16 protein-coding genes are annotated in these 22,274 nt (G+C 65.4%); 7 read left to right on the forward strand and 9 right to left on the reverse strand.

Annotated elements, in window-relative coordinates; all coding sequences use genetic code 11:
• Nucleotides 1–9: 9 nt before the first annotated feature.
• Nucleotides 10–849, reverse strand: a complete 840-nt coding sequence (locus B6V76_RS01210; RefSeq protein ID WP_088726461.1) for a helix-turn-helix domain-containing protein — start codon at nt 847–849, stop codon at nt 10–12.
• A 469-nt stretch (nt 850–1,318) separates the two neighbouring features.
• Between B6V76_RS01210 and B6V76_RS01215 the strand changes: the two genes are divergently transcribed.
• The 5 genes from B6V76_RS01215 (at nt 1,319) to B6V76_RS01235 (ending at nt 9,641) form a co-directional block, all read left to right on the forward strand.
• Nucleotides 1,319–3,259, forward strand: a complete 1,941-nt coding sequence (locus tag B6V76_RS01215; RefSeq protein WP_166504514.1) for a dynamin family protein — start codon at nt 1,319–1,321, stop codon at nt 3,257–3,259.
• Nucleotides 3,256–4,332, forward strand: a complete 1,077-nt coding sequence (locus B6V76_RS01220) for a dynamin family protein (RefSeq protein WP_088726462.1) — start codon at nt 3,256–3,258, stop codon at nt 4,330–4,332. The genes B6V76_RS01215 and B6V76_RS01220 overlap by 4 nt, the downstream gene beginning before the upstream one ends.
• The gene (locus B6V76_RS01225) at nt 4,329–6,470 is read left to right on the forward strand and encodes a dynamin family protein (RefSeq protein WP_075774981.1); all 2,142 of its coding nucleotides are present in this window, start codon (nt 4,329–4,331) and stop codon (nt 6,468–6,470) included. Before B6V76_RS01220 ends, B6V76_RS01225 begins: the two co-directional genes overlap by 4 nt.
• A gap of 14 nt (nt 6,471–6,484) precedes the next feature.
• Entirely contained in the window at nt 6,485–7,936 is a 1,452-nt protein-coding gene (locus tag B6V76_RS01230) for a GTPase (RefSeq protein ID WP_075774980.1), read from the forward strand.
• A gap of 184 nt (nt 7,937–8,120) precedes the next feature.
• On the forward strand, nt 8,121–9,641 hold the full coding sequence (locus B6V76_RS01235) for a bifunctional UDP-sugar hydrolase/5'-nucleotidase (RefSeq protein ID WP_088726463.1): 1,521 nt from the start codon (nt 8,121–8,123) through the stop codon (nt 9,639–9,641).
• Between the two features lie 356 nt (nt 9,642–9,997).
• Here B6V76_RS01235 and B6V76_RS01240 read toward each other — a convergent pair whose 3' ends face one another.
• Nucleotides 9,998–10,465, reverse strand: a complete 468-nt coding sequence (locus B6V76_RS01240; RefSeq protein ID WP_075774978.1) for an Lrp/AsnC family transcriptional regulator — start codon at nt 10,463–10,465, stop codon at nt 9,998–10,000.
• Nucleotides 10,466–10,579: 114 nt separating this feature from the next.
• On the opposite strand from B6V76_RS01240, the gene putA reads away from it, so the two are divergent.
• Nucleotides 10,580–13,999, forward strand: coding sequence for a bifunctional proline dehydrogenase/L-glutamate gamma-semialdehyde dehydrogenase PutA (gene putA / locus B6V76_RS01245; RefSeq protein ID WP_088726464.1), 3,420 nt, complete (start codon nt 10,580–10,582; stop codon nt 13,997–13,999).
• A 14-nt stretch (nt 14,000–14,013) separates the two neighbouring features.
• On the opposite strand, the gene modC is transcribed toward putA, so the two are convergent.
• The 7 genes from modC to B6V76_RS01280 form a co-directional block, all read right to left on the reverse strand.
• Complete coding sequence (gene modC / locus B6V76_RS01250) at nt 14,014–15,090, reverse strand: molybdenum ABC transporter ATP-binding protein (protein WP_088726465.1); 1,077 nt, start codon at nt 15,088–15,090, stop codon at nt 14,014–14,016.
• Complete coding sequence (modB, locus tag B6V76_RS01255; RefSeq protein ID WP_088718504.1) at nt 15,090–15,785, reverse strand: molybdate ABC transporter permease subunit; 696 nt, start codon at nt 15,783–15,785, stop codon at nt 15,090–15,092. The genes modC and modB overlap by 1 nt, the downstream gene beginning before the upstream one ends.
• Entirely contained in the window at nt 15,782–16,531 is a 750-nt protein-coding gene (gene modA / locus B6V76_RS01260; protein ID WP_088726466.1) for a molybdate ABC transporter substrate-binding protein, read from the reverse strand. The genes modB and modA overlap by 4 nt, the downstream gene beginning before the upstream one ends.
• Before the next feature lie 142 nt (nt 16,532–16,673).
• Nucleotides 16,674–17,774: a c-type cytochrome gene (locus B6V76_RS01265; RefSeq protein WP_088724387.1), complete on the reverse strand. Its 1,101-nt coding sequence runs from the start codon at nt 17,772–17,774 to the stop codon at nt 16,674–16,676.
• Complete coding sequence (locus B6V76_RS01270) at nt 17,771–19,051, reverse strand: c-type cytochrome (RefSeq protein ID WP_166504515.1); 1,281 nt, start codon at nt 19,049–19,051, stop codon at nt 17,771–17,773. Before B6V76_RS01270 ends, B6V76_RS01265 begins: the two co-directional genes overlap by 4 nt.
• A gap of 16 nt (nt 19,052–19,067) precedes the next feature.
• Nucleotides 19,068–19,721 (reverse strand): cbb3-type cytochrome c oxidase subunit II, encoded by a 654-nt coding sequence (locus B6V76_RS01275; protein WP_088726468.1) that lies wholly within the window; start codon nt 19,719–19,721, stop codon nt 19,068–19,070.
• Complete coding sequence (locus B6V76_RS01280) at nt 19,718–21,292, reverse strand: cbb3-type cytochrome c oxidase subunit I (protein ID WP_240497784.1); 1,575 nt, start codon at nt 21,290–21,292, stop codon at nt 19,718–19,720. The genes B6V76_RS01275 and B6V76_RS01280 overlap by 4 nt, the downstream gene beginning before the upstream one ends.
• 633 nt (nt 21,293–21,925) lie before the next feature.
• Between B6V76_RS01280 and B6V76_RS01285 the strand changes: the two genes are divergently transcribed.
• Entirely contained in the window at nt 21,926–22,255 is a 330-nt protein-coding gene (locus B6V76_RS01285) for a DUF202 domain-containing protein (protein ID WP_240496886.1), read from the forward strand.
• The last annotated feature ends 19 nt before the right edge of the window (nt 22,256–22,274 follow it).

A 22,274-nucleotide genomic window follows, 5' to 3' on the forward strand; every position in this document is an offset into this window, starting at 1 on the left:
GTCAGTCCTTCAGTTACGGCCAATGTCATCGACGGCGGATTGCAGCGCGATGCGGTCGAGCGTGGAAAGCGGCAGGGCGGCGAAGGCCTCGATCCGGCGGTGAAGCGCGCCATAGGCCTGCTGGAACGCCAGCGCGCGTTCGGCCTCGGTGCCGGTCGCCTTTACCGGGTCGGGCATCCCCCAATGGCCGCTGATCGGCTGGCCGGGCCAGGGCGGGCATTCCTCGTTGGCGGCGAGATCGCAGACAGTGAAGACGAAATCGAGTACCGGCGCGTCCTCTCCGTGAAACTCGGAGATGTTCTTCGCGCGCAGCGGCTCCACGTCATGGCCCTTGTCGCGCAGCACCTGCACCGCGAAAGGGTTCAGCTCTGAATAGGGTTTCGTGCCCGCTGAATAGGCTTTGAACCGGTCGCCCGCCCGGTCTCGCAGGATCGTCTCGGCAAGGATGGAGCGCGCCGAATTGCCGGTGCAAATGAAAAGCACGTTGAATTTTCGGCCCGTTGCAGATTGCGTCATGCCGCTGTCTCCGCTGGGATCGGGTTGCGTGAGGGGAGAGCAGATATCGGGGCGTCCCTGACAGCAGTCGATCAGAAGCGCGTCGAAGAGGTTGCGCACGGTCTCCATCTCGATTCCGTAGCGCAACGAAGTGCCGGCCCGCGTCTGACCGATCAGCCCGACTTCGGCGAGGGCTGCGAGATAGGCCGAGAGCGTGGAGGGTTTCAGCCCCAGCGCCGCGCCGATTTCGCCTGCGGGCAGCCGGTCGGGATACCGGCGCATCAGCAGCCGGAAGATCGCTAGGCGTTGCGCGTGGCCCAGCACGGTGAGCCGTTGGGGTGTCATCTCATCCATATTTCGAGGTTTTACGAAATAAGAGAGTCGGATCAAGTGAAGCTTTGATGACGGTGCGCGATAGACGGATTACGTGTAAACAATCCACGGAAAACCTGCGGTAACTCGCGATAACCGGAAACGCTCACAAATTCGTGAATACGCAGGGAAATAGGGCCGAAACGAGACTTCCCCTGCGTCACATATTTCGCATCGACCCAGCAAAGCAAAGAAAACAGGCGAAAAATCGTGATCGGGGAAATGCGCTGCGCGCTGCCCCGAACGGCAATTATGGTCGCTCTGCCATAATCTCTGCCGCATTTCGGACAAGAGTGCACAACAGAACTTAAGCACGAACCGACCCAGCCGGTGCGTCGCCAAGAAGGGGGCGCGCGCCGTCCCTGTAACGTTGGCGGTCTCGGGCGGCATGGGGTGTGCCGAACCGTTTCCGCCCAAGACCGCATCGCCCCTGCGGAAAGGAGTGCCCCTCGTGTATGAAGCGAATTCCATCTTTGATTGGCATCGCCGCGGTTTCGAGGCGCTCAATTCTTACTGGGAGACGCTCGACCAGCTCGAACAGGCGGTAAAGGATGTCTCGGACGCCGATCTCGGCTTCGTCGAGGACCAGCTCGACAGCGTGCTCGAGATGATCGACGCGTTCGAGCCGACCGTCAGCGTCATCGGCCAGGTCAAAGCGGGAAAGAGCACACTTCTCAACGCATTGATCGGCAAGCCGGGGATGCTGCCCTCGGATGTGAACCCTTGGACCTCGGTGATCACGGCGCTGCATCTGAACGCGCGCCACCGCCCGATGGACACGCGCGCGCTGTTTCGTTTCTTCGACCGTCACGAATGGGATCGGCTTGTGGCGACCGGCGGGCGTCTGGGCGAGATGGCCAACCGCGCGGGCTTCGAGACCGAGGCCGAGAGCGTGCGCAAACAGGTCACCGCGATGCGCAACGCGACCGAGGCGAGGCTTGGCGAGCAGTTCGAGGAACTTCTCGGCACCAGCCGCGCCTTCCCGACGCTCGATAAGGCGGTGCTGGATCAATATATCTGCTACGGCGATCCCGACGATCTGGCAGAGGGCGCGAGCGAAGGCACCTATGCCGATTTGACGAAATCCGCCGATCTCTATCTCGATCTGCCGCATCTGCCGCGCGGCTTGTGTCTGCGCGACACGCCGGGTGTGAACGACACCTTCATGATGCGCGAGCAGATAACGCTCAATGCCATCGGCGACAGCCGCGCCTGTATCGTCGTGCTCTCCGCCCATCAGGCTCTGACCACGATGGATCTCGCGCTGCTGCGCATCATCTGCGCGATCGATGCGCGCGAGGTGGTGATCTTCGTCAACCGCATCGACGAGTTGGAAGACCCGCGCGGGGCGCAGGCCGCGATCCGCGGCTCGATCCGCAAGACGCTGGGGCGCATGGGGCTGGGCGAGGAGATCGAGATCCTGTTCGGCTCGGGCTACTGGGCCAATTGCGCGATGGGCGATGTGAACGAGATGGCGCCCGCCAGCCGCGCGGCGCTGGAGAAGATGACCGGCCTCACGCCCACCAGCGAGACCGAGTTGCGCCAGCGCGCGATGGAAGCGTCCGGGATCGGTGCGTTGATGCAGGCGGTGGTCAAGCGGATCGTCGACGGGCCGGGGCAGGCGGTGCTTGGCGATGTGCAGGACGAGCTGGAGCGCATCATCGAGCGCGCCGAGACCGTGGATAGCGTCGCCCGGGTGGCTGATCCCTCCACCATCCTCAGCGAGTCCAAACTGATGATGCGCCTTGCCGAGATCGAGGAAGAGGCCGTCTCCGCCTTCAACCGTGATGCCGCGGACCTGCGCGCGGAGCTGCGCGAGCGGCTCGACCGGGCGCAGGAGCAATTCGTGGCCTCGGCGCTAGAGGCGCTGCAGTCGCATATCGACACCTATGGCGAGATCGGCGCGTGGACCCATGATCCGACTTCGCTGCGCATGGCGATGAAGACCGCCTTCGCGTCCAATTGCGCGCGGCTGCGGCGCAAGGGCGAGGCGGCGCTCGACATGGTCAGCGACGGGATCGACAGCTTCCTCGCTGCCGAGTTCGGCGTGATCCGCGAGGCCGATGTGAGCCGCTTCCCCGAACAGCCGCAACATCGCGCGCCGACGGTGCTCGCGCGAATGATCACGCTGGATATGCAGGGCGCGTGGTGGCGTCGCTATTGGCGGTTCAATCGCAAGGGCGCGGCACAGGCGCGCTACCGCGATGTGATAATCGCGGAAACCACGCCGCTGATCGAAGACCTGATGACCGAGTATTTCGACCCCGCCATCGCGCGCAGCCGCGAGATCGTGGAGCGCTTCGTCTTCGATCAGGGTCAGTTCTGCAAGGCGGTGCGCGAGCGCTGCCTCTCGGGCGCGGCGGGACACGACAAGGAAAGGCTCTCGGCATGAACTCGATGCGCAAACGCGAACGCCCTGCCTTGCCGGACCTCACGAGTGCCCAGAGCCCGCAAGCCGCCGCGAAACCGCGCAAGCTGCGGGTGCTGGTGGCGGGCGAATTCTCGGCTGGCAAAACCAGTCTCATCAACGGGTTGCTGGGTGAGAAGGTGCTGCCCTCGCATGTCACCGCGACCGCCCTGCCGCCGATCTGGCTGGTGCACGGCAGGGACCGGGGGCAGATCTGGATCGACAAGGAGGAGGTCGCGCGCCCGCTTTGCGATCTGGCGCAGCTCAATCTGGAAAAGGCGCGCTACTGCGTGATCGCCCATGGTGCGCCGATCCTCGAGCGGATCGACATCATCGACACGCCCGGTTCGTCGGACCCGAACATGCCGATGGAAAGCTGGCAGCGGATGCTGCGCTATGCCGATCTCGTGATCTGGTGCACCAACGCGACGCAGGCGTGGCGGCAAAGCGAGAAGGCGGTCTGGGACGCGATGCCCCAGGCGCTTCTCGAGCAGCCCATGCTCGTCGTGACCCATGGCGACCGTCTGCCCGACGAACGCACCCGCGCGCGCCTGATGCGCCGGGTTCAGCGCGAGGCGGGGGAGGTTTTCCCGACGATCCGTCTGGCGGCACTGACCGACGCGCAGGACGTCGCGCAGATCGGGCGCGAGATCGAGCGGCTGATCGGCCAGATCGGCCAACCATCGGGAGAGACCAACGAGACGGTCGCCAAATTCGTGCGCGAGCGCGACGTGATCGCTTTCCCGAAGCCGCGCATGCCGGTCAAGCCGCGCCGTCTGCGCTCGGCGCGCCTGATAAAGGCGGAGGGCGCGGAGCTGCCCGACGTGACCGATGCCGATCCGCTGATCCTCGACTCACCGCTGCCCGACTACCCGCCCGCAGAGCCCGCCTCGATGCCGGGCCCGGCCCGCGCGCTGTGGGAGGAACTCACGGCGGGTCACGCCTTTACCGATGCCGCAGATGTCCTCGCCCATGTCGAACATCTGCTTGACCGGCTCGATGCCAGAGCCGCGGACGAACCCGAGCCGGCCTACGCGACGAGGAGGAGCACGCCATGAAGATCGCCCCGCAACTGCGTAAGGAACTCGACTTTCTCGACGGCACGCTCGACCAGATAGAAACCGCCGTCGAACGCAGCGCCCGTCCACGCATCCGCGATCTGCGCTTGCGGCTGCATGACTGGGCGGCGCGCGTGGCGGTGATCGGGCAGGTGAAGGCGGGCAAGTCGACCTTCCTCAACGCCTTCCTGCACCAGCATGACTTCCTGCCCTCGGACGTGAACCCGTGGACCTCGGTCGTGACGAACATGCGCATCAACCTGCCGGAAGATCCGGTGACGGGGGCCCGGTTCGAGTTCTTCTCGGAAGCCGATTGGGACGAGATCATCAATGGTGGCACGCGCATCCGGCAACTGACCGAAGAGCTGCTGCCGGGATTCGATACCGACATCCTGCGCGAGCAGTCCGAGCAGATGCGCCGGCGCGCGCAACGGCGGCTCGGCAAGCATTACCACACGCTTCTGGGGCAGCAGCACGACTACGACTTCCTCGCCCCCGACCTGTTGCAGCGCTATGTCTGTGCCGGGCCGGGCGCGGATGACGGGCTGGATCGCGAGGCGCTCGGCCGGTTCGCGGCGCTGACGAAAAGCGCCCATATCTACATGCGCTTGCCCGAGTTTCAGGTGCCGACGATCATCACCGACACGCCCGGCGTGAACGACCCGTTCCTCGTGCGCGACGAGTTCACCTGCCGCTCGCTTGACCGCTCGGACGTGTTCATCATGGTGCTCTCGGCGCATCAGCCTCTGACCGATGTGGACCTCGCCCTGATCCGTATCCTCGCGCGGCAGGACGACAAGGACGTGCTGATCTTCCTCAACCGGATCGACGAGTTGGACGATTACGCGGTCGAAGTGCCCCGCGTGATTGCCGATGTGTCGCGCCGCCTGCGCGCGGCGATCCCCGACATCGACTTCAAGATCGTCGCGGGCAGTGCCTATCTCGCCGATCTCACCCAGCGCTCCGACGAGGAAGCCGCCTGGGCGCGCGCCGAGATGGATTCGATGGAGCTGGCGCAATATCTGTATTCGCGTTTCGGCCGTGTGCCCGAAGATCCGATCGATCGGCTGCTGCTGGCCTCGGGCGTCGAAGAGGTCAAACACGTGCTCTCTGCCGTGATCGATGGCGGGGTGGGGCGTCAGCAGCTCGCCCAGCTGCGTGGCGATCTGCGCGCGGAGCTGTCGGGGATGCAATTCGTCGCCCGCCGCGAACGCGATACGCTGCAGATGCAGATCGAGAGCATTCGCTCGGACGTGGCGGAGGCCGCGATCGAGGAGATGACCGGCGAGATCGAGGCGACGGAGGCGCTGCGCGGCGCGCTCGAAAACCATGTCGAGAGCGCCGAACACCAGATCGAATCCGTGCTGAACCGAGGCTGGTCGGCGTTGGAGACGCGGCTCAACAAGAGCATCGAGGATTTCGTCAACAGTCAGCGTGCCCGGTTCGAGGAGGTTCTGCGCACCAATCGGATTCGCGACGGCCGTCCGCCGCGCAGCTTCGAGACCGATACGACCGCGTTGCAGATCGCGCTCGAACGCGAAGTGACGAAAAGCTACGCCCGCTCGCGGGCCGCCATCGACGTGCTGCTCGACAATGCGATCCATGCCTGCCGCACAACCATCGTGGACCGGTTCGACGATCCCAGCGAAGAGATCGACCTCGCGGATATGCCGCATGACACGTTCACCTCGACCTTGACGCTGACCCGGCGCGCGCTGCGCATCAATTTCGCGTTGGAGCGCGGCTGGGCTTTCTGGCGTGGACCGACCGTGAATATCGAGAAGACGCTCGAGGGTCTGCGCATCGTCGCGGCGGAAGAGTTGCGCCCTGCGGTGGAGAAGATCCTGCAAGCCTATGGCGAGACGCTGGTGGAGCGCGCGACCGCGGGCGGGTCGCGACTGCGGGTCATGGTTCGGATGATGGAGATGGTCGTGCGCGAGCGGACCCTGCAGCTCAAGCAGGAGCGGGCCGAGTTGGAACGGCTGGCGCGTGATCCCGCCCAGCAAAGCCGGATGGCGTCGCGCATCCAGAGCAAGCTGGAAGTTCTGGAACGGCGCCTGATCAACCTCGGCGCGATCGAAAGCGCCGTCAGCAGCACGATGATGCCGCGGCGCAAGCCCGCATCCCGCGCGGCGTGAGGACAAGGAAGCAAATGATCTTCAAACAAGACCTCCGCCACGATCAGGCACCGCCCGATCCGGTCCGCGCACCGTTGCGGGTCGCGATCTGCGGCGAGGTCAATTCCGGCAAGTCCACGGTGCTCAACGCGATTTTGCGCGCGCGCAGCATCGGCGACAATCTGGGCCGGACCGAGCGACCCACGGTCGTCGCGCGCTACCGTGCGACGCCGGGCGTGGTGATGCGCGACGCGACGGGGCGGGAGATCGACGCGGCGGAGGTCGAAGAGGGCGGCGCCGTGCCCTCCGAGATTTACGTCTATTCCGCGCAGCCGCATCTGCAGGGGTTCGAATTCGTCGAGGTGCCGCTGACCTGCGCCGAGGATCTCAACGAAGGACAGGTCGGCCTGATCGCCACCTGCGACGTGATGATTTGGGTCACGATCGCCTCGCAGGCATGGCGGCTGACCGAAAAGACTCTGATCGAATGTCTGGGGTCTGCGCGCCCGTCCGATTGCCTGCTCGCGATTTCGCGTGGCGACAAGCTGCGCAACGACAGGGACCGGGCGAAGCTGAAGGCACGGGTTCAGCGCGAGTCGGCGGCGTATTTCTCGCGGATCGCATTTCTGCACGGATCGCGCGACCTGTTGCGTGCCGCCGAGACTTCGGATGAAGCGTTCCAGCGTAGCGGCGGCGCGGCGCTGATCGCGGCGCTCGGGGCGATGACAGGGCGCGCGGTGGCCGGGCTCGACGCGCTCGATCCCGAGACCGAGGCGGATCTGGCGATCGGGGCCCATGACGCGCCGTCCCCGCTGCTCTCGGAACATGGCGGGGCGATCTTGCCGTTCCGCGCGCCCGGGGAGCGTAAACGCAGCTCCGAGCCCGCAAATTCGGGCGCGCCGGTCGCGCCGGTTGCGCCCCCCGGGGCCGAGCCCGAGTATCGGCCGGACCCGAACCCCGTCGACCGCACGCCCGAGGTGTCGCCACGTCGTGTCACGCGGGCGTCGAAACCCCTTCGCGATCCTGCGCGCGAGCCCGTTCGAGAGCCCGCGCTCAAGCCGGGGCCGAATGTCACCGGCGGCGTCGTGCCTGAAACCGAGGCCGAGAGGGAGGCCCCGGTGGAGCAGGAAAGCCCGCTGCTTCTCGCCACCACGCGGCTCCGGCTGGGTATCGAGTTGCCCGAGGGGCTGCAGCTTGCCGGGCGGATCGGCCCCAGCGACCGGATCTTGCGGCCCGTCAAAGGGTCGTCGGACGAGATCGTGGCCTGCGCCAAGGCTTTGGAGGCCATGATGTCCGGATTCGCGGGAAGCTACACGACCGTCTTCGGCGGGCAGCTCGACATGATCACCGAGTCGGGCGAGGACGTTCGCGTCATGTTCTCCAGCGCGCCGGAGACCGGCCTGACCTTCGCGCAATTCACCGTCGACCTGATCGACGAGGCGGCGGCGCATGCGTTGTTCGCGCGCTTGGCGGGCGTGTTGGTCTGAAAGCGTACCCAGCGCGTTGATCTGCGCGGGGTGACGCGAAAAGAGGCGCGCGCCCGATCGTGAACGCGAGGTCATCTGACTTGAGGTTTGCGCGATGACAGAGTGCGGCTAAGCTTTCTCCCACGCCCCGGGCCATGCGGCCGTTCGGGGTCTATGAATAAATTCATTCCGCAGGGAGACCGAAATGTCCGATTTCAAGCGCCGTCTGGCTGCCCTCATGCTGGGCGCCGCCTCGACCGGGCTTCTCGCCGCCGGGCCCATTCAGGCCGAGACGGTGAAGCTCACGATCCTCGGGGTTGGCGATATCTACAATTTCGACGGTGATGGCGAGCGCGGCGGGTTCGCCCGGCTCAACGCGGTCGCCAAGAAGGAGCGCGCGGACAATCCCAACACGCTCTATGTGTTCGATGGCGACATGCTCTCGCCCTCGCTTCTGTCGGGGATCGACGAAGGTCAGAACACGATCGACCTGACCAATATCGTGCCCTTCGATATCGCGGTGCCGGGCAACCATGAATTCGATTTCGGCCCGCAGAATTTCGAGAAGAAGATGGAAGCCTCGAAATACCCGTGGGCCGCGATCAACATCACCCAGAAAGACGGCTCGCCGGTTCAGGGTCTGGGCGGCGTGATGACGAAAGAGATCGCCGGTCTCAAGGTCGCGCTCGTTCCGGTCGCGCAGGACACGACGCCCGAGGTCGCCAATTCGGGCGATCTGAAATTCGGGCCGACCGTGGACAGCGCGATCGCAGCAGCCAAGAAGGCGCGCGAGGATGGCGCGGATCTGGTGATCGGCGTCGTGCAGACCGATCAGTCGAACGACCGCGACCTGATCGCGAGCAAGGATTTCGACGTCATCATCTCGGGCGACGACCACCTCAATGCGATGTTCTATGACGGGATCACGGCCTATGTGGAGACCTCGATCGACGCGCGCTACCTGATGCCGGTCGATCTGACCGTCGACATCTCCGAGAAGGACGGCAAGCGCAAGATCAGCTGGACCCCGGATTTCCGCTGGATCGACACCGCGAATGTGACGCCGGATCCGGAATCGATGAAGCTGGTCAACGGCTTCAAGCAGCAACTCGACGACAATCTCGGCCAGCAGATCGGCACGTCGGAGACCGAACTGGACTCGCGGCGCAACGTGGTGCGCTCGCAGGAGAGCACGATGGGCGATCTGATCGCCGATGCGCTGCGCGACGCGACCAAGGCCGATGTGACGCTGATCAATGGCGGCGGCATCCGGGGCGACACGACCTATGATGCGGGCCACAAGATCACCCGCAAGGACGTGCTGACCGAGCTGCCCTTCGGCAACAAGACGGTGGTGACCGAGATCCCCGGCTCGCAGCTCCTGAGCGCGCTGGAGAACGGCTTCAGCCAGGTCGAGAACGGTGCGGGCCGTTTCCCGCAGATCTCGGGCATGAGCGTGGTCTACGATCCCTCCGCACCGGCCGGGTCGCGCGTGGTCTCGGTCGAGGTGGGCGGTCAGCCGCTCGACAAGGACAAGGTCTACAAGGTCGCGACCAACGATTACATGCTGGGCGGCGGCGACGGCTACACGTCGCTCGGCGGCGGCAAGGTCATCGTGAATGCCGGGAACGGCAACCTGATGGCCAATGACGTGATGACCTATATCGAGGGCAAGGGGACGGTCGCGCCCAAGCTCGACGGGCGGATCAAGAAACAGGGCGAGTGAGTTCGACCTGATCGGATCGAGAGGCGGCGGGGGGACCTGCCGCCTTTTCTATTGCGCCTAATGTGGTGAGGGTCGGGCGCGGCCCGGGGCTGGTCGCCCTGTGCCAAGTGGACAACTATTGCCAATATGCGCGTGCAGGGACAGGGAAGCGTAGAGAGGGCCTCGATCTGAACGAACGCAATCTGCTTGCCCGGAACAGCCGCGAAGCGGCCCGGGCAGCGCCCGACCGCCCCCTCGGGCGGGCGCTTGGGTGACGTCAGCGCGCGGATCGAGGTCATCCGGATTTGGCCGCGATTAAGTACGGACCACATGACGAGGGACGCCCGCCCGGCGATCGGGCGCTGCCCTCTGTAACCTCACTCCAAGGGCGGCGCGCTGGCCTCCACCACGGTCTCCATCGCGACATAGCTCGACGAGGAATGGACATGGGGCAGGGTGGACAGCTCTTCCGACATGATCCGCCGGTAATCGGCCATGTCGCGGGCGCGGATCTTCACTAGATAATCGAAGCCCCCGGCGATCATGTAGCACTCTTCGACCTCGGGGATCGCGCGCACCGCGGCGTTGAACGCCTTCAGCGCGGTCTCGCGCGTATCGCTCAATTTCAGCTCGATATAGGTCACATGGGTCAGCCCCAGCTTGATCGGTGAGATCATCGCCCGGTAGCCCTTGATGAGCCCGGTTTCCTCCATTTGGCGGATGCGCGCGGCCACCGGCGTCTTCGACAAGCCGACCCTGCGCGCTATCTCAGCCACGGGAAGGCGTGCATCGGCGATAAGCTCGTTGAGGATTCGCCTGTCGATCGCATCGATCTCTTCACTCATGGGCTACAGAGTCTCCAAAAATAAGTTCCAGAGACCATCGCTTAGCAAATCTTTGCGCCAATCGCCTAGGGGAAATCGAATAGCATCGGACAATCAGACTCAAGGGAGGATCGCATGGGCGACACGTTCGATCAGTTCACGACACAGGCGAAATTCGCCGAAGAAGCCGCGCTTCTGGAGCGGCTAAAGGGCCAGGCCGAACTGAGCGAGAGTGATCGCAAGCAGATCTCCGCCCGCGCGGCTAAGCTCGTGCGCCGTATCCGGACCGAAGCCAAACCGACGCTGATGGAGCATTTCCTCGCGGAATATGGCCTCTCCACGCAGGAAGGCGTGGCGCTGATGTGCCTCGCCGAGGCGATGCTGCGCGTGCCCGATGCCGAGACGATCGACGCGCTGATCGAAGACAAGATCGCACCGTCGGACTGGGGCAAGCACATGGGCACCGCGTCGTCCTCGATGGTCAACGCCTCGACCTGGGCGCTGATGCTGACGGGCCGCGTGCTCGAAGACGAAAAGCCCGGCATGGCAGGCGTGCTGCGCGGTGCCGTGCGCCGTCTGGGCGAGCCGGTGATCCGGGCCGCCGTCAGCCGCGCGATGAAGGAGATGGGCCGCCAGTTCGTCCTCGGCGAGACGATCAAGGACGCGCTGAGCCGCGCGAAGAAGCTCGAAGATCGCGGCTATACCTACAGCTACGACATGCTGGGCGAGGCCGCTCGCACCGCGCGCGACGCCAAGCGCTACGCGAAGGATTACGCCGACGCCATCGCCGCCATCACGAAGGTCTGCAAGGACCGCCCTGTGGCCGAAAATCCCGGCATCTCGGTGAAACTCTCGGCGCTGCATCCGCGCTACGAGGTCGCCAAGGAAGAGCGCGCGATGGCCGAGATCGTGCCGGTGCTCAAGGATCTGGCGAAGGCCGCGAAGGCCGGGAATATGGGCCTCAACATCGACGCCGAGGAGCAGGACCGTCTGGTGATCTCGCTCAAGATCATCAAGGAGGTTCTGTCCGACCCCGAGCTTGCCGGCTGGGACGGGTTCGGCGTGGTCGTGCAAGCTTACGGCAAACGCGCGAGCCTCGTGATCGACTGGCTGGGCGCGCTGGCGGAAAAGCTCGACCGCAAGATCATGGTGCGTCTGGTGAAAGGCGCCTATTGGGACACCGAGATGAAGCTCGCGCAGGTCGAAGGCCTGCCGGACTTCCCGCTGTTCACCACGAAGGCTGCGACCGATGTCAGCTACCTTGCCAATGCGCGCAAGCTGTTCAGCTACACCGACCGCATCTATCCGCAATTCGCGACCCACAATGCCCATTCGGTCGCGGCGATCCTCGAGATGGCCGAGGGCCGTCCCTACGAGTTCCAGCGTCTTCATGGCATGGGCGAGCGTCTGCACGAGATCGTCCACCGCGAAGAGGGCACCCGCTGCCGCATCTACGCTCCCGTCGGCGCGCATCGCGACCTGTTGGCCTATCTGGTGCGTCGCCTGCTGGAGAACGGCGCGAACTCTTCCTTCGTGCACCAGATCGTCGATGAGGACGTGGCGCCCGAAACCATCGCGGAAGACCCGTTCGTGCAACTCGAGACGGCCGAGCGTTCGGCGATGCTCAAGCTTCCCTCGGAGGTGTTCGCCGAGTCCCGCGAGAATTCCATGGGCTTCGATCTGACCGACGAGGGCACGCTGGCGCGCATCGATGCGGCCCGCAATGTGGCGATCCCGGATGCGGGCCCGCTGGTGGCGGGCGAGGCGACGGGCGAGCCCGTGGCCGTCATCAACCCCTCGACCGGCGAAGAGGTGGCCAAGGTCACCGAGGCCGACGAGGCCTGTGTCGCGGCCGCCATCGACGCTGCGCGTCCGTGGGCTGCCCCGGTCGCTGAGCGTGCCGCCGTTCTGCGTCGCGTGGCGGAGCTTTACGAGGAAAACTTCGGCCCCTTCTTCGCGGTGCTTGCGAAAGAGGCGGGCAAGAGCCAGCTCGACGCCGTGGGCGAATTGCGCGAGGCGGTCGACTTCCTGCATTATTATTCGGCGCAGGCCGAAGAGAGCGACCCGACGGCGCGCGGCATCTTCGCGGCGATCAGCCCGTGGAACTTCCCGCTGGCGATTTTCACCGGGCAGATTTCGGCGGCGCTGGCTGCCGGTAATGGCGTGATCGCGAAACCGGCCGAGCAGACGCCGCTCGTCGCCGCCATCGCCGTGCGCCTGATGCATGAGGCGGGCGTGCCGCGCGACGTGCTGCAACTGCTGCCGGGTCAGGGCGAGACGGTGGGCGCAGCCCTGTCGTCCAACCCGAAGATCGCGGGCATCGCCTTCACCGGCTCGACCGAGACGGCGAAGATGATCCGCCGGTCGATGGCCGACAATCTCGACCCGACCGCGCCGCTGATCGCGGAAACCGGTGGTCTGAACGCGATGATCGTGGATTCGACCGCGCTGCCCGAACAGGCGACGCGCGACATCATCGCCTCGGCCTTCCAGTCGGCGGGTCAGCGCTGCTCGGCGCTGCGTTGCCTCTATGTGCAGGAAGACGTGGCCGAGAACCTGATTTCGATGATCAAGGGCGCGATGGACGAGCTGTCGCTGGGCGATCCGTGGTATCTGTCGACGGATGTCGGCCCGGTGATCGACGGCGAAGCTCAGGAGGATATCGCGGGCTATATTGCGAATGCCGAGAAAGAGGGCCGCGTGCTGCACAAGCTCGACGCGCCGTCGAAGGGCCATTTCATCGCGCCGACGCTGGTGAAAATCTCCGGCATCGAGGCGCTGGAGCGTGAGGTCTTCGGCCCGGTTCTGCATATCGCGACCTATCGCGCAGAGGATATCGAGAAGGTGTTCGACGCGATCAACGCCACCGGCTACGGGCTGACCGCCGGTCTGCACAGCCGGATCGACAACCGCGTGCAGGAGGTCTCGGACGCGCTGCATGTCGGCAACCTTTACGTCAACCGCAACCAGATCGGCGCGGTCGTGGGCTCGCAGCCCTTCGGCGGCGAGGGGCTGTCGGGCACGGGGCCGAAAGCGGGTGGACCGCTTTACCTGACCCGCTTCGCGATGGCGCCTGAGGCGTCGTCGAAAAACGGCGAATGGGGCCACAAGGCCGATCTCGACACGCTGCGCAAAAAGCTTGCGAAAGCGGCGGCGAAGGCCGAGGCGGCGGGGCCGCTCGAGGCGCTGGAACTGCCGGGCCCGACGGGCGAGGCTAACACGCTGCGCCGCTATCCGCGCGGGCCGATCCTGTGCCTCGGGCCGGGTGAAGCTGCGCAGGTGGCGCAGATCAAGGAAGTCGAGAAGCTGGGCGGTGTGGCCGTCGGGGCCGATGGCAAGATCGCCCCGGACGTGCTTGAAACGCTTGAGGATATCGCGGGCGCCATCTGGTGGGGCCACGATACGCGCGCCCTTGTGAAAGCGCTGGCGAAACGCGAGGGCCCGATCCTGACGTTGACCACCGGCGCTGTGCAGAAGGCCGATGTCCTCCACGAGCGGCATCTGTGCGTCGACACCACGGCGGCGGGCGGTAACGCGGCGCTGCTGGCGGGGTAAGCCCCGCTAGCCTGCTAGCCCACATCCTCGGAGGCCACCGACATCGCCTTGATGATCGCGTGGCACCTCTTCCCCTCGGTCAGGCCAAGCGCCGCGACCGAGCGGGTGGTGAGCCGGGCCAGCAGATGCTCGTCGCCCATCTTCAGGCGGGCATAGACGCTGGGGGGAGCCGCAGGACGCAGCTCCGTGACCGTCACCGGCAGGATGTTGAGCGCAGAGAGGCCTTCGGGGCGCGCAACCGCAAGAGTCACGTCCCCCGCATGGATGCGCAGCCGCAGCGATTGGCCGGGCTGACCTTCCCGATATGGCAGCAGCACCGGCCCGCCTGCGGTTTCGATCCGGGTCAGGCCATCGGCTTCCTGCGCCATGACACGTCCCGAAATCACCGCCCCCGCTTCGCGCTGCCCGAGCGCGGGGGCGAGTGTCGGATCGGACAGAATCTTGCGCGCGGGGCCGAAGCCGCGCAGGCGGCCGGCCTCGATCAGCGCGATGGATGTGGCGAGACGCGCGACCTCGGCCGGTGCGTGGCTGACATACAGGACAGGAAGTTTAACTTCGTCCCGTAACCTCTCGATATAGGGAAGGATTTCCGATTTTCGCGCAGCGTCCAGCGCGGCGAGTGGCTCGTCCATCAGCAGCATCCGCGGGTTCGACAGGATCGCGCGACCAAGCGCGACGCGGCTTTTCTCACCGCCCGAGAGCGCGGCGGGACGGCGCTCCAGCAGCGCGCCGAGGCCGAGCATATCGATGATGCGGTCGAACTCCGGCGCGGTCTTGGTTTTGTTGAAACGCTGCCCGTAGAGTAGGTTTGATCTGACGCTCAGATGCGGGAACAACCGGGCGTCCTGGAAGACATAACCGATGCGGCGCTTGTGGGGCGGCAGGCAGATCCCGGCCTCGGTCTCGAGCAGCACCTCTCCATTGATGACGATCCGCCCCCGGTCGGGCCGCAGCAGCCCCGCGACCGCGTTCACCACGGTCGTCTTGCCCGCGCCGGACGGGCCGAACAGCGCGGTCACGCCCTCAGGCGCGGTGAAGTCTACGTCGAGATCGAGCGCCGGCAGGCGATGGCTGAGCGAGATTTCCAGCATCAGTTCTGTCCCGCGATCCGCGCCGCGATCCGACGCGCCAGCCACTCCGAGACCAACAGCGCGCCAAGCGCCAGCGTGACCGAGATCACCACCAGCCGCGCGGCCTCGACCTCGCCGCCCGGCACCTGCAATTGCGAATAGATCGCGAGCGGCAGGGTCTGGGTCTGGCCGGGGATGTTCGAGACGAAGGTAATCGTCGCGCCGAATTCGCCCATCGCCTTGGCGAAGGCGGTGATCGCGCCCGCAAGGATGCCGGGCAGGATCAGGGGCAGGGTGATCGTTGCGAAACTGGCGATGCGCGAGGCCCCGAGGGTGGAGGCCGCCTGTTCCAGCTTCGGGTCCACCGCCTCGATCGCGAGCCGGATCGCGCGCACCATCAGCGGAAAGGCCATGATCCCGGCGGCCAGTGCCGCGCCGCGCCACGAGAAGGCGACCGTGATCCCGACCCGCGCCAGCGCCGCCCCGATCACCCCGTTCGGCGCGAAACCGATCAGCAAGAGGTAGCCAGTGACGACCGGCGGCAGGATCAGCGGCAGATGCACCAGCCCGTTGACGAGGCTGCGCCCCGGAAAGCGCCAGCGGGCCAGCGCATAGGCGACGAACAGCCCTGGCGGCAATGACAGCAGCGTCGCCCAGCCTGCCACTTTCAGCGAGAGAAAGACTGCTTGCCAGTCGGAGGACGACAGCCAGCTCATTTCAGTGTCTCGAAGCCTTGCTCGTGGAAGATCTTCGCGGCGGCGTCGGATTTCAGCTCGGCATAGAAGCTTTTCGCCGCGTCGCTATCGGTGAGGCGGGCGGCGGGGTAGCGGATCGGTGGGTGGCTGTCTTCGGGGAAGGTCGCCACGACATGCACGCGCGGCTCGGCCACGGCGTCGGTCGCATAGGTGATCCCGTAGGGTGCCGCGCCAAGTGCCACCATCGCAAGTGTCGCGCGCACGTTATCGGCCTGCGCGACTTCGGGCTCGACCTTGGACCAGAGCCCGTAATGCTCCAGCGCCGCCTTGCCGTATTGGCCTGCGGGCACCGCGTTCACCAGCGACATGGCCAGCTTGCCGCCATTCAGAAGCGCGTCGAAATCGAGCTCGCGAGAAATCGTCACCGGTTTCGCTTTCGGATCATGGGCGATCAGCACAAGGTGGTTGGCCAGCAGGTCCTCCTGCACCTTGATGCGGCCCGTCTTCGCGACCGTCTCCATCCAGCCCGGATTTGCGGAGATGTAGATATCGGCCGGTGCTCCGGCGGCGATCTGGCGGGCCAGCGCACCGGACCCGGCGAAGGAAATATGCGCCACGTCGCCGGTCTTCGTCTCCCACGCTTTGGCCACCTGATCGAGCGCGGTCTTCATCGACGCGGCGGCGAAGATCGTGACCTCCTCTGCGCGGGCGGGTAGCGCGAGGCTCGCCGTCGTAAGCGCAAGGGCGAGGATGCGGGGCAGGGACATGGGGCCTCCTTCGATATGTTTCATCAGACATATTGCAGCGCAGATCGCCAAAGGCAAGCGCGGGCCGCCGCGGGAAGGGCTCAAAAGGAAAAGACCGGCGCATTGCTGCGCCGGCCCGTTCTAGGAGGTCTAATGGAAAGGCTTAGCCTCCCGAACTTTCGTTTTGCGCAGGCGCCGAGGCCTGATCGCTGGAGGGATATCCCGGACCCATCAGCTTGCCGTCGACCTCTTTGCCGTAGAAGCCCTGATGGTTGTGGTGCCATTTGTCGACGGCGTCCTTCACCGTCACGTCGCCGATCTGCCGCGGGTCGTTCGGGCGCGGATGGCTGTCGACGAAGGCGGCCACGTCCCAGGCTTCCTGCACGGTCAGTTTGTTCGGCTCCGACAGCGGCATGTTATGCTTGATGAAGGCGGCGGCGGCGTTGATCTTGTGCATGCCCGCGCCCCAGTTGAAGCTGTTCGGCCCCCAGAGCGGCGGGAAGACGACCTTGCCGTTGATGTCCTTCTGACCCTGCCCGTCGGCGCCGTGGCAAACCGCGCAGTTCTGGGCGAAGACCGCTTCGCCGCGCTGGCGCGAGGGCTCTTTCGCGGGCTTGTCGATCTTGCCGAAGCCTGCGCCTTCCGGTTTCTCGCCCGTGGGCAGACCCTTGGACATCCAGAAGAAATAGGCCTGCAGATCGCGATAGACATCCGAGCCATAGGGCGGCGGTCCCCCCGAGGGCGAACCTTGCGCGTTCATCGAATAGGTGAAGCAGCCCTTGATGCGGTCCTCCATGGTGTTCACCATTTTGTTCTTGCCGCGATATTTCGGATAGACCGGGTAGGCGGCCCACATCGGCGCGGAGAAGGCCTGACGGCCCGCGTCGAGGTGGCAGTTCGAGCAGGACAGGTCGTTTCCGACGAAGTCATGCGCGTTGGTGCCGGTATCGTTGAAAATCGCCATGCCTCGGCGGACCGACTTGCCGAAATCGTCGTCGGGAATGGTGCTCTCCGCAGGCGGGGTGAAAAGCTTCGCCTGCTGCGTGTCGCCGCCGCTTTGCTGCGCGGCGGCCTCGGCTTCGCTCTGGTCACGCGTGGCGCCGGTCAACCAGCTGGGTGCGAGGCCGAAATTTACCAGCAGCGAGCCCAGCACGACCAGTGCGAGGCCACCGCCTACCGCGAGGATCGCGCGCAGGGCCGTCTTGCCGCGGGAGGGGGCGGTCTCTCCGCGCGGAGGGATGTCGGACGGGTGCTTGTTACTCATTGATCCACTCCTTCACGCACCGGGATGTTGCTTTCCATCGCGGCCAGTTCGGTTTTGTCCATCGCCGGCATCGGGGCGAGCGAGGCGAGGTAATCGGCCACCGCGCGCCGATCCGCATCGTTCAGCGCCTTGCCGATCCCCGCCATCAGGCCGAGCGGCGAGTTATGGCGCGCGCCGCCTGCCCACATCGCGAGTTGATGCGCGACATAGGCCGGCTGCTGCGCGGCGATCCCGGGAAAATTCGGCGCGACGCCGACGCCCGAGGGCCCGTGACAGGTGAAGCAAGCCGGAACGCCGATCGACCAGTCGCCTTCCTTGGCAAGCTGTGCGCCGCGCTTGAGATCGCCTTCCAGAGAAGGCTTCGCGCCCGAGGGGCTGGTCATCGTGGCGTAGTAGTTCGCCAGTTCGACGATTTCCTGATCGCTCAGACCCTGGGCCACATAGGCCATCGAGTCGTTGGGCCGGGTGCCTTTCTGGAAGTCGTGCAACTGCTTGGCCAGATAGGGCGCCGGGAGGCCCGCCAGCCGCGGCACGGTCTCGGTGCCTTCGCCCTTGTCGCCGTGACAGCTTGCGCAGGCCCAGACCGTGTCCGAGCCCTGACTGACGAGCTGCGCGACGCGCTCGGACCCGGGGCCTTTCTCGGCAGCTGCGGTTTCCGGCTGCGCGGGCAGGTTGTTTATCAGCCCTGCGAGGCCGGCGCCGCCATCGAGCGGGTCCATGTCGCCCGCCACCTTGCGGATATCGGCGACCTCCGGGGCACTGATGGTCTTGGCGTCGTCATTGAGCCCGGTGGCCACATAGGATACGACTTCGGAGATTTCTGTGTCGCTGAGAACAGAGCCGAAGGCGGGCATCTCGCCCTCGTAGCTCTCGCCATTGACGTTGAGTTTGCCACCGATGCCGCGCATCACGATCTGGGTCACCGCCTTGGCGCCGCCCAGCTTCACGATGTCAGAGCCGTGCAGCGGGGGGAAGGCGCCGGTGACGCCTTCACCGGCATCGCCATGGCAGGTCGCGCAATTGTCCGCGAACAGCGTCTTGCCCGCGTCGAGATCGGGCGCGGCGGCCTGCGCGAGTTTCGTGGGCTCTTGCTTGGCCGCTTCGGTTTGCGCCTTGTCCGCGACCTGGACGGCGGTGCTGGTCTGGACCAGCATGATCACCCCCCAGATCGCGAGCGCGATCGCGATCGAATAGACGGGCCACGGGATGCGGCGGGTTGCCTCGAACGGCTCGAAAGTCTCGTCGGGACGCCGGGGATCGGGTTTCTTTTCGGTCATTCTTGTCTCCGTCGTCTCAGTTCGAGGCCTTGGTGGCATCGGTCGCTTCGCGTTGCTTCTCGGCGATCAGCGCGTAGCCGTTGTCGCGCAGACCGTCCTTCGGCGGAGCGTATTGGCGTGTCATGCCTTGCAGATACTTCACGAGGTCGAGCGCATCCTGCTTGGCCACGATCACACCGGATTTGGGCGCGTATTTCGCCGGCAGCTTGACCACCACATCGTCAGGCCCGGCTTTGTCCTTATGCGTGAAGAGGTAGGGATAGGCGGGCATGATCGACCAGCTGGAGATCGCGCGGGGCTGATAGAGATGGGTCAGCTGCCATGCCTGAGAGGGCATGCGGTCGCCGATATCCATCAGGTCCGGCCCGGTGCGCATCGTGCCCAGCTGGTGAGGGGCGTCATAGGCGTAGTCGCCCGCGACCGAGGCCCGGCCCCAGCCGCGTTCGGCATCGGGGGCCTGTGCCAGCGAACGCGGCTGCTGCGAATGGCAGTAGAGGCAGCCCAGCGAGACATAGACCTCACGGCCGCGCGCCTCGGCCTCGGTGTAAGGCTTGAGCCCCGTCGTCGGTCCCTGTGCGCTGATCTGCATGCCCGGCGCGATCACCAGGAACAGGGTCGCGAGCGCGAGGATCGCCAGCGCCGTGATTGCGAGAGGAAGATAGCGGTTCATTCTGCAGCCACCATGTTGTCGGTTTCGGTCTCACGGGTCTTCTTGGAAAAGCCGAGCGCAATGAGGTTGATCGCCAGCAGCACATGGCCCAGCGTCATCAGCCCGCCGCCGAGCGAACGGCCTTCAAGATAGGGCTTGAGCAGGGTCACGCTGTCGGCGAAGGGCTTCGTCGCATCGAGCTGGGCAAGGCCCTGCAGCACGCCGCCGATGGTCAGCGAGAAGAAGTAGATCGCGAAGCCGATCACGTTCAGCCAGAAATGCCATGCGATCATCCGCGGGAAGGGCCAGTATTTCCCGATCGCGCGCGGCACGACCTGATAGATCACGCCCATCAGCACCAGCGACACGAAGGCATAGGCGCCCAGATGCGCGTGCGCCACCGTGTAATGGGTGAAGTGGGTGATCGTGTTGACCGAGCGCAGCGCCTCGATCGAGCCCTGGAACGAGGCCAGCGTGTACATCACCGCCCCGAAGGAGATGAAGCGCAGCGGGATCGACTCCTTGAGCGCCCAGAGATTGGCCGCCACCGTGACGTGCTGGTTGATCGCCACCGCGATCACGGGAACGAACATCATCACCGAATGGACGACCGAGAGCGTCACCAGCCAGGTCGGGACCGGGCCGCCGATCAGGTGGTGGATGCCGACCTGGCTGTAGAACAGCGCCAGCGCCCAGAAGCCAACCAGCGAGAGCGCGTAGGAATAGACCGGTTTGCCGATGATCTTCGGGATGAAGTAATAGGCCGCGCCCACGCCCAGCGGCGTCAACCAGAGGCCCAGCACGTTATGGGCGTACCACCAGTTCATCGTGGCCTGCTCGACCCCGTGATGGACGCCGGGAATGTTGGCGATGACGAACAGCACCGGGAACCAGAGCACCGCGGCGAGGAAATACCAGCCGGAGACGTAGATGTGATGGACGTTGCGGTGCTTCGCGGTCGCGATCAGAGGGGCCACGAAACAGGCTGCGCCGGCTGCGAGGACGATGTCGATCTGCCACGGGATCTCGAGCCATTCGAGCCCGTCGGTCCAGCCGTTCGCGATGGCGAACACGCCTGCGGCGAGGCCGATATTCCAAAGCACGATCCCGGTCTTCAGAAGGCCCGTCATGCGCAGTTCGGTGCGGAAGATACGCGGGAGGATCCAGCAGACGGCGGCGAGGCCGCCCTGGCTCGCCCAGCCATAGGCGACCGAGTTCAGGTGCACCGTGCGCATCCGCCCGAAGGTCATCTGCGCAGTTCCCGACATCAGATCGGGCAGGTGCAGTTCCAGCGAGGCGGCCAGCCCGTGCAGCGAGCCGTAGATCAGCCAGAACACCGCCGCCGCGATGAGCCACATCACGACGCTGGAGGAACTCGCGTCGATACCGGCGCGCGCCGCGTTGAAGTGGTGAGGGTCGTTGGGCGCGTCGGTATCCGCGCCCTCGCCGGGCTCGAAGATGGTCCGCGCATCGTCGGCGTCTGGCGTGTGGACCTGCTTGTTCGCGATCGCCCAGATCAGGATCGTCAACGCCAGTAGCGAGATGACGAAGCTGAGGGCGAGCAGCAGGCCGAGCGTTTCGGTGATTTGCATTGGCTGGCTCCGGTGTCAGGTTTGACCCGGGCCGAGCCGGTGCGACGCGTGGATGCTCGTCACTGTTCCATTCTCCCTTTAGCCCGGTCGGTCGGTTCTTGTTCACGTCGTTTTCACGAACAATGCATGGCGGAGTGATCTGTTCCAAACATTCAGATGTATGCAGATGTCGGGCGCACCGACGCCCGCCGAGGGACGATCACGACCATGTGGCGCGGGCGCCGGATGTTCGCGAGCGCCCAGAATGATGCAGTCACGGGGGCGCGACCACCTCTCCTCACGCGATGATGATCTTGGTTGAACGAGCCGCTCGGAGAGCCTTCCTCTGCGGAAAGCGCACGCGCCAGCCGGGCCTTGTTTTTCGGGCGGAAATCCGCTGGCGGGACGCTCGCGAGGCGCTCCCGCAGCGCTGATCGGGGCAACGATCTCGTGATCCGCGGCTCACGATTGCCGTGAGATGAGTTGAAAGCGGGGCGGGGTTCCCCAAGGGGCAGGGCGGCAGACCGCTTCCGGGGATAGGGGAACCGATCGGGCCGCAGATGCGATTCCGATACAGGAGCGCGCGGTGCGCGCCGCCTTGCGTGGCGTGTCGCAGCGGATCGCGCGAGATGCGATGGAAAGGCAGGCTCGAGAGTGGCCGTGAACGAGAACTTCAAGGATCACGCCGCCAACGAGCGGACCTTCCTCGCGTGGCTCCGCACGGCCGTCGCGATCGTCGGGGTCGGGCTCACCGCGGCGAAGTTGACCCGGACGGATCTTCCGCAATGGTCCGATCTGGCGATGGTGCTGAGCGGCGGGGTCGTGGTGATCCTCGCCTTCGTGCGCATGCGGATGCTGCGCGCCGCGATCGAAAGCGGCAAGGCCCCGGACAGCCAAGGAACCAACTGGCCCGAGCTGGTGCTGTTTGCGCTGGTGATCGCGCTTCTGGTTCTGCTCGGGATTTTCATCCTGCATGTCACCTGACACTCTTGCATCTTCGTCG

This window comes from Thioclava sp. IC9, from assembly GCF_002213225.1.
GTDB classification, from domain to species: Bacteria; Pseudomonadota; Alphaproteobacteria; order Rhodobacterales; family Rhodobacteraceae; genus Thioclava; species Thioclava nitratireducens.